This is a genomic window from Stenotrophomonas sp. GW821-FHT09E08 (genome assembly GCF_059416125.1).
Window position 1 is genome coordinate 39,125 of sequence record NZ_JBWKOO010000013.1, and the last position, 14,984, is coordinate 54,108.

The window sequence follows — 14,984 nt, forward strand, 5'->3', positions numbered from 1 at the left end:
GCGGAGGATGGCCATGGCCACCGGTTGGGCGGGAGACGGCGCGGTCCAGGACCAGATCGACGCCACCGTTGACGATGCGATTGCCCGCGCGCGGCGCCAGCTGCGTGAGGGCCCGGGTCTGGAACACTGTGAGGAGTGCGACGCACCGATCCCGTTGGCGCGGCGCCAGGCCGTGCCGGGTGTACGTCTGTGCGTGGCGTGCCAGCAAGCGCACGACGAAGAGCAGGCGCACAGTGGCTACAACCGGCGCGGCAGCAAGGACAGCCAACTGAGGTAAAGGTTGTTCGGCAGGGCTTGCAGCCCTGCACCCGCAGATGCTTCAAGCCAGGGCAACAGCAACAGCTGGCATTCAGTGGGATGGCGGGACGGTGTGGGTAGGCAGGACACGCCGTAAACCCGTCCATGGGGGCTCGATGGCGCCATCCATGGCGCCAACGGTCCTGCCTACCCACACCGTCCCACCTCTGACAGATTTCCTGGATCTGATAGATCCACGCCATGCATGGATGAAATCTGTCAGATATCGATAGTCAAATTGGGGTCCGAGCCCGTTGCGTAGCAACGGGATCCGACCCCGTGCCGTCCCGGCAGATCGCGGAAATCTGTCGAAGGCGGGGTGGGGCCGGTGGCGGGAGTGTCCGCGGCATGGATGCCGCGGCCAAGCCCCCATGGACGGGTTTACGGCGTCTCCCGCCACCGGATCCACCCCGTCATCCCACAGGAAGCCAGCTTTTGCTGTTGCTGTTGCTGGTGCAGTTGCTCCAGCTCGTAGCGGGTGCAGGGCGCAGCCCTGCCGACCCCCCCCTCAGCCGTCGCCTTGGATGCCACCGGGGGCCTGCGCCGGGTCACGCCAGCGGCGCACCGTGCGCTGGAAGAACAGGTTGTTCGGCAGCTGCAGCACCGTGCCCTCGTGGCCGTCGCCGGTTTCCTGCAGCGTGGTGTAGATCAGGTTCACGTCGATCACCCGGCCCTTCAGGCCCGGCTTCTCGCCGTTCTCCAGTACTTCGATGTAATCGTGCAGGCGGAACGGGCGGGTGGTGAAGATCAGCAGCGTGCAGAAAATGTTGGACAGCACGCTCCAGGCCGCGAAGAAGGCCACCGCGCCCACGGCAGCGAAACCGGTGAACGCAGTCCACAGCACCGAAGGTGACGCGCCCAGCAGGCTGAGGATGTACAGCAGCGCGCTGAAATAGACCACGAAACTGCTGATCCGGCGCGCGCCCATCGCCATCTCCGGCGGCAGTGTGTAGTGCTCGGCGAAGCGGCGGATCAGGCGCCGTGCCAGCACCCTGACCAGCCAGGCGGCAAGCAGGGTCAGCAGGATCTTCACGGCGATACCCACGTCATGCAGCCAGGGGTAGGTCCAGGGGGGCAGGTGATCCTTCAGCGACAACATCATGGGACGACAACAGGTGGCGGTAACAAACGCTGATGTTACCCGGCGCGTGCCGGCGATTCGACCGTGGGTGTCCAGGCCAGGCAGACCAGCTCCTGGCGATGCTGCTGCAGGCAGGCGCGTCCGTTGTCCGCACGCAGCTGCAGTGACAGGCCCAGTGCCTGCAGCACAACGCAGGCGGCGATCACCAGCAGGGCGGCGCAGGATGGGCTGGACATGGCAGGGCTCCCGGACGGCATTTTCATGAAGGACCTACCATGGATGCAGCAGCCGCCGAAAAGGTTGCATCGCGTTGGCGGTCGATTGCCTTAAACCTTTTCCCGGGCCGGTGCATCCAAGCGATATGCTCGACACCACCATGCCCGCGCTGCCTGCCGCCAACGACGCCGTCGACGAACCCGCCCTGGTGCGGGCAGCGGCCGCCGGCGATACCGCTGCCTATGAACTGCTGTACCGGCGCCATGCGCCCCGTGTATTTGCTGTGCTGTGGCGGCTGTGTGGCGGCCAGCAGGCACGCGCCGAAGACGCATTGCAGGAAGCGTTCCTGCAGGCGTGGAAGGCGCTGCCGGGGTTCCGCTTCGAAAGCAGCCTGTCGACCTGGCTGCATCGCCTGGGCGTCAACGCCGCGCTGATGGAACTGCGTGGGCGTGCTGCCGGGCAGGATCACGACAGTCTCGACGAAGTGGACGGAGGCTTGCAGGAACTGGCGGTACACGACCGCTGCGCCGGCACCGAACGCGACCTCGAACGGGCGCTGTCGACGCTGCCACCACGGGCACGTGCGGTACTGGTACTGCACGACATCGAAGGCTGGAAACACCAGGAAATCGCCGAACAGCTGCAGATGGCCGTCGGCAGTTCCAAAGCACAGTTGCATCGTGCGCGCGGCCTGTTGCGTGCACGGCTGGGAGACATGACATGAGTACACACGACCACGATTCCGCCCACGACCTGCTGGTACGCCTGCGCGCGCTGCCAGCCGAACGCAGCGTACCCACCGATGGCTGGGCGCGCCTGTCGGCGCAGTTGCCGCCGCGCGAAGCGCCCGCGGACCCCACGCCGGCCGACAACGTGGTGGCCCTGCCGCTGCGCCCACGTCGCCGTTGGTGGTTGCCGGTGGGGGCTGCACTGGCCGCCAGTCTGGCGCTGTACGCGGTGGCGCCGTGGCGCCATGCGCAGTTGGATGCGCCGATGCCGGCACAGTCAGCGCTGCAGCTGCAGGCGGCGGCAATGACCGAGCAGTACCAGCAGGCCGTCGCTTCGCTGCCCGATGGACGGGCGCCGGAATGGCAGCCAGCCCTGCACGAACTGGATGAAAGTGCGGCGCAGATCCGTGCCGCACTGGCGCAGGACCCGCGCGCCCCGCACCTGCTTGGCCAGCTCAAGCGTACCTACGCGCTGCGGCTGGAACTGACCCGGCAGGCGGCCTATGCCGCCGAGTCCGGCTTGACGACCTGAGGAGATCCCCCATGACCCGAATCCTGATGACCTGCTGCGCCGCCCTGTTGCTGGTGCCCGCCGTGGCGCTGGCCGATACGCGGATCGACGAGCGCCACAACCTGGCGCCGGGCGGCCGCATCGAGCTGAGCAACGTAGCCGGCAAGGTGACCGTGCGCGGCTGGGACCGCAACGACGTGCAGCTCACCGGCACGCTCAGCGATGGCCTGCAGCTGCGCCAGGAAAAGAGTGCAAACCGCGTGCGCTGGGAGATCGAATACCCGCGCCGCAACAACAGCGGTGGCGCCACGCTGGTGCTGAATGTGCCACGCTCGGTGGAGCTGCTGTTGAGCACGGTCAGCGCCAGTCAGGAGATCAGCGGCATCGATGTTCGCCGGCTGCAGGCCGACACCGTCAGCGGCAGCCTGAGCGCGTCAGGGCGCAGTGGCGACAGCAAGCTCAATACGGTCAGTGGCAGCGTCAATGCACGCCTGCAGACACCGAGACTGGACGTGAACACGGTCAGCGGTCGCATCGAAGCGGGCGGCGGCGTGTCCGGTGATATCGGTGCGCAGACCGTATCGGGTCGGGTCGACGTCGATGCGGGGCGGGTGCAGCGCCTGGCGGTGGAAACCGTGTCGGGCAGCATCGACCTGGCCGCGGCCGGACTGGCGCCGGGTGGCCGCATCAATGTCGAATCGGTGAGTGCATCGGTCAACCTGCGCCTGCCGCGCACAGTGTCGGCACAGCTGTCGGTGAACAGCTTCAGTGGTTCGATCAACAGTGACGCCGGTGACGTCGAGCGGCCGCGCTATGGGCCGGGCAGCCGCCTGGACACCCGGCTGGGCGGCGGTGATGGTGACATCCGCATCCAGTCGCACTCGGGCAGCGTGCAGGTACGCCTGGATCGCTGAGCGCGGTCCGGCAGGCCGCGGCGGCAGCGCCGCCGCGGTCGGGGGAGGGTCAGCTGGCTTTCTTCAGCGCCCAGGTGGTACCGAGAACTTCGATCTTGCCACCGCTCTTGCGGAACGCGGCCAGGTCCGAAGCGATCGAGTCGCTGCTGACCACGGTGCTGGCGGATGCGCCCTTGCGTTCACTGCGGATGCTGTTGCTGGCCTTCGCGGGGGTCTTTGCCTTGCGGGGCATGGTGGCTCCTGTCAGGTGGAAGGGGAGGAAAGCGCGCAGGACTCGGCCTGGCGCAGGTAGTCCTGCCGCTCGCGGCGGCAGTCGTCGCCGCCCATCGAGAACTGGCGGCAGATCGCCGGGCGCTGCGAATAGATCGTGCAGCGCAGGTGATACGGATCGATTGCCGCGCACCAGCCTTCTTCGTTGCGCGCCATCACGGCACGGCCGTGGGTGTCGCGCGACAGGAACTGGCCGGGCACGTGGTCGCCGGGCTGCAGCAGGACCGGCAACCGGCAACAGACCGCGTCACAACGGCGGCAGTCGATGGGTGCTGGTTCAGCGTCAGGTTGTACGGCCACAGGGGCCTGGCGGGTGCCCAAAGCGGGTCTCGATGGCGGCTCGGGTAGTACGCGGACCATGATCGAGCCAGAGGGCATGGTCGCCAGGCCCGCTGGGCGGGCCAGGCTGCACCATGGGTACACACACCGGCGAGGCCAGTGGACGGTGCAGCGGTTTTCTAGCCGGCCAAGGGTAGCGCAGACCGCGTAACGTTTTGTTAATCCTGGCTGGCTGCCGCCAGCGCCAGGCCCTGGGCCACGCCCAGCGAGGGTTCGCCATGGACCATGCGGGCACCCGGGAAGGCCTCGGCCACCGCTTTGCGGAGGTAGCCTGCGCGGGACATGCCGCCGGTCAGGAACACCGCATCCGGGTCGCCGCCAATGTCATTGCGGACCTGGGCCAGCAGTTCCCGGATCTGCTCCAGGTAGCCATGCGCGGCGGCGGCCAGGCCATCGGCGCTGCTGTCGGCGTGCAAGTCGCGGGCAATGTAGTCAAGCGTGCTGCGGTGCTCGCTGCTGGTACTGAGCGCGATCTTGGCGCGCTCGACATCGCGGTACAGGCGGGCCGTGTTGCCGGTGTCCTGCAGTGCCTGCAGGCGCGCGCCCCACGGCGCGTCGACGTGGTCGTAGTTGTGCTGGCGGAAGTCGCGCTGGCGGGTCATGTCCTGCACAGTGGCCGCTTCCACGTAATGGTGGGCGGGCACACGGGTGATGCCGCGGCCGAACAGCGGCATGTAGCCGGACAGGCTCAGCGCCAGGTCGATGTCGGTACCGCCACGTGCGATGCCCCAGGCGCGGTGGATGCGCGGAGCGGTTTCACCACCAACTTCGGCGTGGGCGATGTCGGTGGTACCACCGCCGATGTCGACGATCACCGCCTGGTGCCGCTCACGGCTTTCGGCGTGGTAGTGCATGGCCGCCGCCGCAGGTTCTTCGAGGAAATCGATCTGATCGAAGCCGGCCTGGGTGGCCGCCTCGCGCAGGATGTCCAACGCCTGGTCGTTGCCTGCAGCGCCGATCGAGCTGCGGAACTGCACCGGGCGGCCAAGCAGGGCGGCCCGCAGCGGCTGGCCGAGCTGGGCGCTGGCGGTCAGCCGGATGTGTTCGAGGATGTGCGCGGCGATACCGGTGATGGTCTGCTTCGCGCGCGGGTGCAGGTTGTAGCCCAGCATCGACTTCGGGCTCTGCACCAGGTTGCCCTCGTGTTCCTCGAAATAGGCTTCCAGCGCTTCATCGCCGTAGATCGCGTTCTGCAGCAGGTCATTGGCACTGCGTTCCTTGCCGGCGCGCGCTTCCATCCATTCGCGACGCAGGGCGCGCAGGGCTTCGCGACGCAGCGCCTGCGGCGTGCGTTCCTGGCCGGCGGCGCGGGCCGCGCGCGCGGCGCTGTCGATCATCTGCTGCAGCTGGTGTTCCTGGCCGTCATCGAGCTGGAAGTCGTCCGGGTCGGGGACCACGCCGGGGAAGTACACGCTGGTGCGGAACTGCTCGGCGTCACCGAAGCGGATCGGCAGCAGTTCACCGTCACGCACGATGGCGGCGGCGGAGTTGCTGGTACCGAAGTCGATGCCGAGGCGCATGGGGGGTTCCGGGGACGATCAGGGGCCGCGCACTCTGCTGCAGTTCGCGGCCGACTGCAAGTTCCTGCGTCCTCGCGGGCCGGGCTGGAACGGGGCACCCTCAGGCACCACCCGTGGAAATGGGAAAAAGGCCGGGCGGTTACAATGCAGGCTGTTGATTCATTTCGAGGTACTTGCCGATGTCTTCTGTTCCCGCCTGCCCGCAGTGCACCCTGGAAAACACCTATGCCGATGGCGCGCTGTGGATCTGCGCCGACTGTGGCTTCGAGTGGACCGCCGAAGAAGGTTCCGGTTCGACCCTGGTCGTGCGTGACAGCAACGGCAACACCCTGCAGGCCGGCGATACCGTTACGGTGATCAAGGACCTGAAGGTCAAGGGCTCCTCAATCCCGCTCAAGCAGGGCACCGTGATCCGCAACATCCGCCTGGTCGAGGATGATGCCGAGCACATCGAAGGCAACTCGGACAAGATCAAGGGACTGGTCCTGAAGACCTGCTTCCTCAAGAAGGCCTGACCGCCGTTCAGCGCCGGGCCTGCTGCTGCGCGCGCCAGCGGGCCAGGCTGTCCAGCTTGGCCTGGTAGCGCGCCTGCTCGGGGGCTCCGCCAAGTTCCTGCGCACGCAGCAGTTCACGGTCGGCGCGCCTGAGCTGGCCGGCCAGGAAATACACCCGCGCCAACCCGAAGTGGAACTGGTGCGCGGTGTCGTACAGGCGTACTGCCTGACGGTAATAACGGATCGCCGCATCCAGCTGGCCCGCGCGTTCGGCCTTGGCGCCGAGCATGTACTGGGCGAACGGATCTTCGCGCTGGACCCACTGCAGGCGCCGTTCCAGCACCTGCGCCTGGGCCACCAGCCCCAGCTTGCGGTACAGCGCACTGGCGTTGTTCAACGCGGCATCATGGCGGCCATCCAGGCGCAGGGCCATTTCCAGTGAACGGCGCGCCGCAGCGACATCGCCGCTGCGGTTCTCCAGCACGCCCAGATTGTTCCAGGTGGCGGCAAAACTACTGTCCTGGCCCAGCGCGGCCGCGTAGAACGCACGCGCGCCGGGCATGTCGCCAGCGGCCATGCGTTCGGCGCCGCGGTTGTTGTAGAAATGCGCCAGCGCACGCGCCTGACTGATCGGTTGCGGGCCGTGGCGGTCGTACAGCACGTTGCGGTCCAGGTCGACGGTGGCGAAGCGCCCGCCGAATCCAACCCCGGCATTGACGTGGCCCACGCTGTAAACCAGTCCCTGCGCCTGGTCCTGGTACCAGGACACCACCTGGCCCACTTCCTGCACGCGCGCCTGGATGCCGGCCTCGCGTGCCAGCGCAACGAACATCAGGGTGAAGGCCAGGCAGTTGGCACGACGCTGCTGCCAGATCTCGGTGACGGTGAGGGTCGCGTCGGCGTCGTACTGCAGGTCCATGCCGTGGCGGTCGAAGATCATCTCCACCAGTCCCTGCAGGCGTTGCTCACGCGAGTAGCCGCGATTGATCACCTGCGTGCGCAGCATCTCGCGCATCTCAGCGGGGATCGCCGATACCTGCTGCGGCGACGGAATGGTGGGGGAGGCGGTGATCGCGGTGGCATCGGCCCCGGCGGGGCCCAGTGCAAGCGCGGGCGGCGCTGCCAGCGTGGCCAGTGCGAGGAACAGGAAGCGAGCGGAAGGATGGTACATGACGGCTCCCGACAGCGGCGGGCGCTCCCACCTGCGGCGAGTGTAGACCCGCGAGGAGGCCGCCGTCGTCACCGTTGGTCGGCAGCGCCATCCATCCACAACCGGTGTGGACCAGCGCTCGACAAAGCTGTGGACAACCGCGTCCAGGCCGCGCCTGGCAAGCATCGTGAGGGTGTGGTGAAAAAACCGCCAGCTTGCCCGGTGCCAGCACAGGCGTGATGATCCGGGTATGGACTTCTCTCCGCTGACGCTTGCACCGGCGCAGTGGCAGGCGCTGCAGGACAGCTATGCAACGCCGCCACGGGCCTACCACCACTTCGGCCATGTGCGCGCGGTGCTGCAGCACTGCCAGGAGGTGGCCGAGGGCCCGGGCTGGCAGCAACCGGCCGAGGTCTATCTGGCCGTGCTCTACCACGATGCGGTCTACCAGGCCGGGCGCAAGGACAACGAGGCGCGTTCGGCGCAGCTGGCGGTGCAGGCCATCGCGCAGGCGCCAGAACTGGCCGGCGTCGATGTGGCCCGGGTGGAGCAGCTGATCCTGCTGACCGCACGCCATGGCGCGCTGGGGCCGGACGATGTCGACGCCGAAGCGGCCTTGTTCCTGGACTGCGACATGGCGATCCTGGCCGCGCCGGAACCGGTGTTCACGGCCTACGACCGCGGTGTGGCCGAGGAGTACAAGGGCGTGGTGCCAGGCTTCCTGTACCGTGCCGGCCGGCGTCGATTCCTGCAGGGCCTGCTGCGCGCGCCGCGCATCTTCCTCAGCGAATTCTTCCACCAGCGCCTGGACGCAGCGGCCCGTGAAAACCTGCGCCGCCAGTTGGGCGCCTGAGCCAGCCCGTTACACTGGGGCCTGTTTCCACCGATTGCCGTTTGCCACCGTGTCCGTCACTGATCCCGATCCCCGCCCCGTGCCGCCGGAAGAACCCGGTCCCAACGAATGCTGTGGCAGTGGCTGCCCGCTGTGCGTACTCGACCTGTATGCCGACGAGCTGCAGCGCTATCGCAAGGCGCTGGCCGAGTGGAAGGCGCGGCATCCGGAGGCGACGCCATGAGCCGCATGCGGCCTGCGGCGCTGCTGGCGATGGCGGCATTGCTGCTGTTCGTGGCCACAGCGTTGTGGACCCAGTTCGCACGCACCGACCTGGACTGGGTGCGGGCAACGCTCAGCCTCTACCTGCACGGACCGTGGGGGCTGCTGCTGCGAAGTGCGTACTGCCTGCTCGCGTTGGCGATCGCCGTGCTGGGCATCGCGTTGTATCGCGGCAGCATCGGCCCACGGCGCAGTTCGGCGGCGCCGTTGTTGTTCACGGTGTCCGCGCTGGGCCTGGCCACGGTCGCCATCGGTGACAGCTGGTTGCCCGAGGCAACACCGCTGCTGGCCCCTTTCATCCATGGGCTGGCGGCCAATACCGCGTTCCTGTGCGCCAGCGTCGGCATGCTGCTGCAGGCCTGGTACCTGCGCCGCGAACCGGGCTGGAAGACCGCTGCCGGCCTGCTCTGGGGCTGGGCCTGGCTGGCCTTCGTGCTGCTGTGGCTGCATGTGTTGTGGCGCGCCGGGCCGCCGCGCGGGCTGGGGCAGAAGGTGGTGATCGCGGTGATCGTGGGCTGGCTGCTGTACTTGGCCCTGGCGCTGTACCGCCGCGGCCGTCAGGCCGCAGCCGACTGAATCCCCAACGGACTGCGCCGGTACATGCCGTGCACGCGGCAGCGGCGTATCGTGTGCGCATTCCACCGGGGTTGCGACATGAAGCATGCAGGGCTGGGCAGGGCAATGGGAGTGGTACTGGCGCTGGCTGCACTGCCGGCGACAGCGGCGGTCACCGCACAGCAGTTCAGTCATGGGCGCTTCGAGCAGATCCCGGTGCACATGCCGGCCGGCACGCCGCAGCGTGTGGTGATCTGGTTCCATGAGCCCGCCGCTGGTGGCGACACCAGCCGCCTGCCGATCGAGGCCCTGCGTGCAGACGGCGCGCTGGTTGCGGCGGTGGACATCGCGCACCTGCGCGGGGTGCTCAAGCGCGAAGGTGATCCGACCTGTTCGTTCGGCTCCGGCGATGTGGAGAATTTCTCGCGCTGGCTGCAGGCCTCCCTGCATCTGCCCGGCTACCACCTGCCGCTGGTCGGCGGCGATGGCGAAGGTGCCGAGATGGCCTACACGCTGGCGGCGCAGGCCGACACCCAGGTGTTCGCCGGCCTGCTGACCACTGGCTTCTGCCCGGACCACAACCATCAGCGCATGGTCTGCGGCGATGGGGTCAAGCACAACGCGCTGCAACCGGCCGAACTGAATTTCCCGTGGTTGAGCGCGGCTGGCGACCGCGGCTGCAAGGTCGGCCAGGCCAGCGCGTTCGTGCAGCAGGTCGCGATGGCGCGCGAGTTCAAGCGCACCACGCGTGGTGATGCATCACCGGGCCTGGTGGCTGCGGCGCGGGTGATTGGCGCACAGGCGGGCATCAGCCTGGCCCCGCCACCAGCTGTGCTGAAGGGGTTGCCAGTAGTGGAAGTGCCGGCCTCCGGCAACGGTGACACGCTGGCGGTGTTCGTCTCCGGTGACGGCGGCTGGGCCGGCCTGGACAAGGACGTTGCGTCTGCGCTCAACGAGCAGGGCGTGGCAGTAGTCGGCATCGATTCGCTGCGCTACTTCTGGAGCGAGCGCACGCCGAAGGGCTTTGCCGGTGACCTGCAGAAGATCATCGACCACTACCGCACCCAGTGGCATCGCGACAAGGTGATGCTGATCGGCTTCTCGCAGGGCGCCGACGTACTGCCGGCCACCATCAACCAGCTCGATGCCAGTACGCGCGACTCGCTGGATCGTATCGTGCTGCTGTCGGTCGGGAAGAAGGCCGACTTCGAGTTCCACGTCAGCAACTGGCTGGGCGGTGGTGGCGACGGCCTGCCGATCGCACCGGAAGTGGCCAGGTTGCCGGCAGCCAAGACCGTGTGCGTGTATGGCGACAAGGACGAAGACACACTGTGCCCGGATCTGCCGGCCAATGATGGCGTGAAGAAGGTAAAGCTGCCCGGCGATCACCATTTCGGTGGCGATTATGACCGCCTCGCCGAAGTGATCCTGAAGGGTGGTATGTAGCGCTTGGTAGATACTGACCTTGATCGGCGCTGGGGCTGAGGGGCCTTGGGGATGAGCGTGTCGACCAAGGTCGACACCTGCCGGGTGGCAAGTAGCGCCGGGCCATGCCCGGCGGATCGCGGCCTCAATTCCGCCGTGGGTCCAGCGAGATCAGCCGCGTGGCATCGAGCAGCGCGGCGGGCAGGTGCATGCCACCGGGTGCGGCCAGATAACGCGGCCGCCATTGCGGGTCGAACTTGGACTTGAAGCGGCGCAGGCCACTGAACCCGTAGAAGCGCTCGCCGTGTCGTGCCAGCAGGCCGGCCAGCCGGTTCCAGCGCCCGGCCAGTCGATGCTGGGCCAGCCCGGACAACGGCGCCATGCCCAGCGAGAAACGCGCATAACCTTGTGCGCGGCCCCACAGGAACAGCTCGATGAAGAGGAAGTCCATCGTGCCCTTCGGAGCCTCGTTGACGTGGCGCATCAGGTCCACCGACAGCTCGGCACCGGCCGGTGCCTGCCACAGGTTGGCGAAGGCCACGATCTGGCCCTCGGCTTCGACCAGTGCCACCGGGAAGCGGACCAGGTAATCCGGGTCGTAACTACCGAGCGAGAAGCCCTTCTCGTCGCCGGCCTTGTCTTCCAACCATGCGTTGGAGATCGCGTGCAGGCGCGGCAGCAGGCTTGGGATCTCTTCCACCGATGCCACGCGGAAGGACAGGCCGCTGCGCTTGCCGCGGTTCCAGGCCTGGCGCAGGTCGGCACGCTCGCGTCCCTCCAGCCCGAAATCATGCAGCGGCACCATCGCTTCTTCGCCCAGCTTGACCAGTCCCAGGCCGAGGTCGAGATAGGTCTGCCAATAGGTTTCACCGACCTGGTAGAACACCGGCCGCAGCCCGAGCCGGTCGGCTTCCTCGCGGAAGCGCCAGATCAAGGCGCGCGCCACGTCCGGCGGACCGACCGGATCGCCCATCGCGATCAGCGAACCGCCATAGCGCTGCATCATCACGAAGCCCTGCTTGGCCTCATCACGCAGAACCGCCTTGTCGGCAGTCAGGACCAGACAGGCCTGGGTATCAGTGGCGCCAGCCAGCACGGGTGCCAGTGACTGCAACGTAGCCTCGTCGGCGGGTTGCAGTGGGCTGCGCGTGCTGTGCAGCAATCGCGCCAGGCCGAACATCACCAGCGCGATCGCGACCACCAGCAACGCACGCAGTGCGCGCGGTGCATTGCCCGACACTGCGAACTGCCACCACAGCTCGTTCTGGTACTCGACGTGGCTGTAGGTGAAGAACAGCAGCCAGGTGACCGCCACCAGCACCAGGCCGAGGTTGCGCAGCCATGGCCATGACCAGGCTTCATCGAGCAGTGCGCCCTGGCGGTAGAACTCGCGGCGTGCGGCCCACAGCGCCATCGCCACCAGCAGCGCAGAAACCGCGATCAGCAGCTGGCCACCGCGCAGCCATAACGGCAACGGGGTGATCACGCACACCGCCATCGCCAGCATCCACGCGGCGTGGCTGCGCCTGGCCAGGCCTTGTCCGATCAGCAGCAGGGCGACACCGCTGAGACTGCCGATCAGGTGCGAGGTTTCCAGGATCGGCAGCGAGGCGCCGACCAGATGACGACGTGGTGTTGGCAGCGTGCCGTCAATGACCAGCGCGGCACCGATGCTGAACACCGCCAGCGCGATGATCTGCGGCAGCCATGGGCGCAGCGCGTTCCAGCCGGCACGGGTTGCCCCGGCACTGGCCTGCAGCGGTTGCCGCAGCGCGGGCGCGAGGGCAAGCAGGGTGGCCAGCAGTAGTGGCAGCACGTAGTAGGTGACGCGGTAGATCAGCGCTGCGGCCAGCACCGCTGCCGGGGCTACCTGTGGCAGCAGCTTCAGCAGGCTCCACTCGAACACGCCCAGGCCCGCCGGCACGGTCGAGACCAGGCCGGCCAGCACCGCCACCAGGTACAGGCCGACGAAGCCGGGCAGGCCGGTGGGCGTGGAGTCGGGCAGCAGCACATAGAACGCAGCACTGGCCAGCACCAGCTCGATGACGCTGAGTACGGTGACACCCAGCATGGTGCGGCGGTCGGGCAACCAGAGTGCATGGCCGAACACGCTGAACTGCCGTCCCTCGCGGCCGACCAGCAACACGGTGCCCACAAATGCGAGCAGGGCGGCCACGCCGACCACGCGCACCGCGTCTGGATTCAACGGCAACGCCAATGCCGCCGCTGCAGGCTCCATGCACAACGCCACGCTGATCAACAGCCACGCACCGAACACGAAACCGAGCGTACTCATCAGCACCACCTGGCCGATCTGCGCCAGGTCCAGGCCGGCGCTGCGGTAGCCGCGCAGGCGCACGGCGCCGCCGGTCAGTGCGGCAAAGCCCACGGTCTGGCCGAGGGTGTGCGCGAGGAAGGCCGTGATGCCGATGCGCGCCGGATGCACGCGGATGCCGCTGCGGCGCAGGCCGATGGCGTCGAAGCCGATCAGGCAGGCATAGCTGGCCAGGCCGAGTACCACGGTAAGCGCGATCTGGGTACCGCTGAGCTGGCGGAAGGCCTGGCGGATGGCACGGTAGCCATGCTCGTCGAACTCACCGGCCAGGCCATGCAGGGCCAGTGCTAGGATCAGCAGCGGGATGACGATGGTGGCCACCCGCTTCCAGGTGGGCGTGGAAGGGGGAGCGATGGAATCGGAGGGGGCGGTCATCGGCGCAAGGGTGCGGCAGCAGGGGCGAGGGCGGTGTCAACGCGGGCGTGGCGCATCGTGCGCCTGTCGCTGGCATTTGACCAGCAGAACTGTCGTAGGCCGGTAGTGGCATTGCGTGGAAAGCGTCCATGCACCCACCGTTGGCTGGTTTGGAGGACAATGCAGGCCTGATCACCCGCAGGAGCCACGCCCATGATGGAGCGTTACGACGTCGGACCGCGCATGTCCGAAATGACCGTGTACAACAAGGTCGCCTATCTCTCCGGCCAGATTCCGGAAGACACCAGCCAGGACATCACCGGGCAGACCCGGCAGGTGCTGGCCGAGATCGACAAGCTGCTGGCGCTGGTGGCCAGTGATCGCCAGCACGTGCTGCGTGCGGAAGTCTTCCTCGCCGACATCGCCGATTTCGATGGCATGAACAAGGCGTGGGACGAGTGGGTGGTCGAGGGTGCAACGCCGGCCCGCGCAACGTTCGAAGCCAAGCTGGCCCACGCCGAGTGGAAGGTCGAGATCGTGGTGACGGCGGCCGTGCCATAACCCTTTTACGGGGTCAGATCCCTCTCCGTTGGAAAACGGATCTGACCCCTGCTGCAGACCCCGTTACAGCTGCACCAGCTCGATGCAGTCCACCGGGCACGGCGGGATGCAGAGCTCGCAGCCGGTGCACAGATTGGCGATCACCGTGTGCATGTACTTGGCACCGCCGACAATGGCATCCACCGGGCAGGCCTGGATGCACTTGGTGCAGCCGATGCAGTCGGCTTCCACGATCAATGCCACCTGCGGCGCCTTGTGTTCGCCGCGCGTGCGGTCGAACGCAGCCGCAGGCACACCCAGCACCTGCGCCAACGCCCGCGCGCCTGCGTCGCCTCCGGGTGGGCAGCGGTCCACGCCGGCTTCGCCACGTGCCATCGCCTGCGCATACGGGCGGCAGCCGTCGTAGCCGCATTGCCCGCATTGGGTCTGCGGCAGCAGGCGGTCGAGGCGTTCGGTCAAGGGCGGGGTCAGGCTCATGCGTGGCGAAGGCTGCGCGTTGGGGTTACTTCAGGGGTTTGCCACGGAACCAGCGCTCGTGCGCCAGCGCCAGCATCGGTTTGTCTTCGGAACTGTCACCGTAGGCATGGATGCGTACGTAGCGCGACAGATCGAACTGGCGGCGGATGTGCTCGACCTTGCGCGGGCCGCAGTCGCCGCCCGCATAACGGCCGGTCAGGCGGCCGTCCTGGCTTTCCAGCCGGTTGCAGATCAACTGCAGGCCCAGCTGTTCGCACCACGGCTTCAGGTACAGATCCAGCGAACCGGACACGATCACCACGGTGTGCTGCTGTTCCTTGTGCCAGCGGATCTGCTCCAGCATCTCCGGCCGCACCACTTCGGGCAGCACATCACGCGAGAAACCGGCTGCCAGCGTGGTGATGTCATCGCTATGACGGTCGCTGAAGGCCAGGCGGGTGACGCGTGCGCGGATGCGTTCTGCCGAGATCAGCTTCAGCTTGTACGCAGCCAGCCACGGGCCGATCTTCCACCATGCCTGTGCCAGCTGTTCGGCCGTGGCGACGCGGCGCAGGAAGCGGCCATAGGTATCGCAGGTGGTCACGGTGTGGTCGAAGTCGAACAGCGCCAGTTCCATTGCGTTGCCTCCCATCGCGTTGCTTCC

General features: G+C 67.5%; 19 protein-coding genes. 10 read left to right on the forward strand and 9 right to left on the reverse strand.

Features of this window, described 5'->3' with window-relative positions; genetic code table 11:
• Positions 1-13 precede the first annotated feature (13 nt).
• Complete coding sequence (locus AC07M7_RS15690) at positions 14-277, forward strand: DksA/TraR family C4-type zinc finger protein (protein ID WP_046985823.1); 264 nt, start codon at positions 14-16, stop codon at positions 275-277.
• Between the two features lie 528 nt (positions 278-805).
• Here the strand turns inward: AC07M7_RS15690 and AC07M7_RS15695 are convergent.
• Positions 806-1,399, reverse strand: coding sequence for a mechanosensitive ion channel family protein (locus tag AC07M7_RS15695; RefSeq protein WP_136639571.1), 594 nt, complete (start codon positions 1,397-1,399; stop codon positions 806-808).
• A gap of 35 nt (positions 1,400-1,434) precedes the next feature.
• Positions 1,435-1,614 carry a hypothetical protein gene (locus AC07M7_RS15700; RefSeq protein WP_046988612.1) on the reverse strand — a complete coding sequence of 60 codons (180 nt, stop codon included), beginning with the start codon at positions 1,612-1,614 and terminating at the stop codon, positions 1,435-1,437.
• Positions 1,615-1,739: 125 nt separating this feature from the next.
• On the opposite strand from AC07M7_RS15700, the gene AC07M7_RS15705 reads away from it, so the two are divergent.
• Genes AC07M7_RS15705 through AC07M7_RS15715 form a run of 3 tightly spaced genes read left to right on the forward strand, consistent with a single transcriptional unit; the run spans position 1,740 to position 3,747 of the window.
• Positions 1,740-2,318, forward strand: a complete 579-nt coding sequence (locus AC07M7_RS15705) for an RNA polymerase sigma factor (RefSeq protein ID WP_019337006.1) — start codon at positions 1,740-1,742, stop codon at positions 2,316-2,318.
• Entirely contained in the window at positions 2,315-2,854 is a 540-nt protein-coding gene (locus AC07M7_RS15710; protein ID WP_495207817.1) for a hypothetical protein, read from the forward strand. The genes AC07M7_RS15705 and AC07M7_RS15710 overlap by 4 nt, the downstream gene beginning before the upstream one ends.
• Before the next feature lie 11 nt (positions 2,855-2,865).
• Entirely contained in the window at positions 2,866-3,747 is an 882-nt protein-coding gene (locus tag AC07M7_RS15715; protein WP_136639569.1) for a DUF4097 family beta strand repeat-containing protein, read from the forward strand.
• A 49-nt stretch (positions 3,748-3,796) separates the two neighbouring features.
• Here the strand turns inward: AC07M7_RS15715 and AC07M7_RS15720 are convergent, their stop codons facing one another.
• From AC07M7_RS15720 to AC07M7_RS15730, 3 genes are all read right to left on the reverse strand, one after another.
• Positions 3,797-3,979: a hypothetical protein gene (locus AC07M7_RS15720; protein ID WP_012511788.1), complete on the reverse strand. Its 183-nt coding sequence runs from the start codon at positions 3,977-3,979 to the stop codon at positions 3,797-3,799.
• Between the two features lie 11 nt (positions 3,980-3,990).
• Positions 3,991-4,284 (reverse strand): YkgJ family cysteine cluster protein, encoded by a 294-nt coding sequence (locus tag AC07M7_RS15725; RefSeq protein ID WP_050559906.1) that lies wholly within the window; start codon positions 4,282-4,284, stop codon positions 3,991-3,993.
• 230 nt (positions 4,285-4,514) lie between these two features.
• Positions 4,515-5,876: an Hsp70 family protein gene (locus tag AC07M7_RS15730; protein WP_495207818.1), complete on the reverse strand. Its 1,362-nt coding sequence runs from the start codon at positions 5,874-5,876 to the stop codon at positions 4,515-4,517.
• A gap of 179 nt (positions 5,877-6,055) precedes the next feature.
• On the opposite strand from AC07M7_RS15730, the gene AC07M7_RS15735 reads away from it, so the two are divergent.
• A complete protein-coding gene (locus AC07M7_RS15735; protein ID WP_046985596.1) occupies positions 6,056-6,391 on the forward strand; it encodes a zinc ribbon domain-containing protein YjdM in 336 nt (111 codons plus the stop codon).
• A 7-nt stretch (positions 6,392-6,398) separates the two neighbouring features.
• Here AC07M7_RS15735 and AC07M7_RS15740 read toward each other — a convergent pair whose 3' ends face one another.
• The gene (locus tag AC07M7_RS15740) at positions 6,399-7,541 is read right to left on the reverse strand and encodes a transglutaminase domain-containing protein (protein WP_495207819.1); all 1,143 of its coding nucleotides are present in this window, start codon (positions 7,539-7,541) and stop codon (positions 6,399-6,401) included.
• A gap of 229 nt (positions 7,542-7,770) precedes the next feature.
• Here AC07M7_RS15740 and AC07M7_RS15745 point away from each other — a divergent pair, with 229 nt between their 5' ends.
• The 4 genes from AC07M7_RS15745 to AC07M7_RS15760 all read left to right on the forward strand — a co-directional run bounded on the left by AC07M7_RS15745 (position 7,771) and on the right by AC07M7_RS15760 (position 10,635).
• A complete protein-coding gene (locus AC07M7_RS15745; RefSeq protein WP_495207820.1) occupies positions 7,771-8,373 on the forward strand; it encodes an HD domain-containing protein in 603 nt (200 codons plus the stop codon).
• A 34-nt stretch (positions 8,374-8,407) separates the two neighbouring features.
• Positions 8,408-8,596, forward strand: coding sequence for an oxidoreductase-like domain-containing protein (locus AC07M7_RS15750; protein ID WP_136639565.1), 189 nt, complete (start codon positions 8,408-8,410; stop codon positions 8,594-8,596).
• The gene (locus AC07M7_RS15755; protein ID WP_136639564.1) at positions 8,593-9,210 is read left to right on the forward strand and encodes a DUF998 domain-containing protein; all 618 of its coding nucleotides are present in this window, start codon (positions 8,593-8,595) and stop codon (positions 9,208-9,210) included. Before AC07M7_RS15750 ends, AC07M7_RS15755 begins: the two co-directional genes overlap by 4 nt.
• Positions 9,211-9,288: 78 nt before the next feature.
• A complete protein-coding gene (locus AC07M7_RS15760) occupies positions 9,289-10,635 on the forward strand; it encodes a virulence factor family protein (protein WP_253079460.1) in 1,347 nt (448 codons plus the stop codon).
• A gap of 124 nt (positions 10,636-10,759) precedes the next feature.
• On the opposite strand, the gene mprF is transcribed toward AC07M7_RS15760, so the two are convergent.
• Complete coding sequence (mprF, locus tag AC07M7_RS15765) at positions 10,760-13,324, reverse strand: bifunctional lysylphosphatidylglycerol flippase/synthetase MprF (protein WP_046985601.1); 2,565 nt, start codon at positions 13,322-13,324, stop codon at positions 10,760-10,762.
• Positions 13,325-13,516: 192 nt separating this feature from the next.
• On the opposite strand from mprF, the gene AC07M7_RS15770 reads away from it, so the two are divergent.
• Complete coding sequence (locus AC07M7_RS15770) at positions 13,517-13,864, forward strand: RidA family protein (RefSeq protein WP_005418155.1); 348 nt, start codon at positions 13,517-13,519, stop codon at positions 13,862-13,864.
• 63 nt (positions 13,865-13,927) lie between these two features.
• On the opposite strand, the gene rnfB is transcribed toward AC07M7_RS15770, so the two are convergent.
• The gene (rnfB, locus tag AC07M7_RS15775; RefSeq protein WP_495207821.1) at positions 13,928-14,341 is read right to left on the reverse strand and encodes an Rnf electron transport complex subunit RnfB; all 414 of its coding nucleotides are present in this window, start codon (positions 14,339-14,341) and stop codon (positions 13,928-13,930) included.
• 25 nt (positions 14,342-14,366) lie between these two features.
• Complete coding sequence (locus tag AC07M7_RS15780; protein ID WP_046985603.1) at positions 14,367-14,957, reverse strand: HAD family hydrolase; 591 nt, start codon at positions 14,955-14,957, stop codon at positions 14,367-14,369.
• Positions 14,958-14,984 lie beyond the last annotated feature (27 nt).

Coding starts and splice junctions, on each gene's coding strand:
- AC07M7_RS15690 (WP_046985823.1), top strand. CDS start 14: ATGGCCACCGGTTGGGCGGGAGACGGCGCGGTCCAGGACCAGATCGAC.
- AC07M7_RS15695 (WP_136639571.1), bottom strand. CDS start 1,399: ATGATGTTGTCGCTGAAGGATCACCTGCCCCCCTGGACCTACCCCTGG.
- AC07M7_RS15700 (WP_046988612.1), bottom strand. CDS start 1,614: ATGTCCAGCCCATCCTGCGCCGCCCTGCTGGTGATCGCCGCCTGCGTT.
- AC07M7_RS15705 (WP_019337006.1), top strand. CDS start 1,740: ATGCTCGACACCACCATGCCCGCGCTGCCTGCCGCCAACGACGCCGTC.
- AC07M7_RS15710 (WP_495207817.1), top strand. CDS start 2,315: ATGAGTACACACGACCACGATTCCGCCCACGACCTGCTGGTACGCCTG.
- AC07M7_RS15715 (WP_136639569.1), top strand. CDS start 2,866: ATGACCCGAATCCTGATGACCTGCTGCGCCGCCCTGTTGCTGGTGCCC.
- AC07M7_RS15720 (WP_012511788.1), bottom strand. CDS start 3,979: ATGCCCCGCAAGGCAAAGACCCCCGCGAAGGCCAGCAACAGCATCCGC.
- AC07M7_RS15730 (WP_495207818.1), bottom strand. CDS start 5,876: ATGCGCCTCGGCATCGACTTCGGTACCAGCAACTCCGCCGCCGCCATC.
- AC07M7_RS15735 (WP_046985596.1), top strand. CDS start 6,056: ATGTCTTCTGTTCCCGCCTGCCCGCAGTGCACCCTGGAAAACACCTAT.
- AC07M7_RS15740 (WP_495207819.1), bottom strand. CDS start 7,541: ATGTACCATCCTTCCGCTCGCTTCCTGTTCCTCGCACTGGCCACGCTG.
- AC07M7_RS15745 (WP_495207820.1), top strand. CDS start 7,771: ATGGACTTCTCTCCGCTGACGCTTGCACCGGCGCAGTGGCAGGCGCTG.
- AC07M7_RS15755 (WP_136639564.1), top strand. CDS start 8,593: ATGAGCCGCATGCGGCCTGCGGCGCTGCTGGCGATGGCGGCATTGCTG.
- AC07M7_RS15760 (WP_253079460.1), top strand. CDS start 9,289: ATGAAGCATGCAGGGCTGGGCAGGGCAATGGGAGTGGTACTGGCGCTG.
- mprF (WP_046985601.1), bottom strand. CDS start 13,324: ATGACCGCCCCCTCCGATTCCATCGCTCCCCCTTCCACGCCCACCTGG.
- AC07M7_RS15770 (WP_005418155.1), top strand. CDS start 13,517: ATGATGGAGCGTTACGACGTCGGACCGCGCATGTCCGAAATGACCGTG.
- rnfB (WP_495207821.1), bottom strand. CDS start 14,341: ATGAGCCTGACCCCGCCCTTGACCGAACGCCTCGACCGCCTGCTGCCG.
- AC07M7_RS15780 (WP_046985603.1), bottom strand. CDS start 14,957: ATGGAACTGGCGCTGTTCGACTTCGACCACACCGTGACCACCTGCGAT.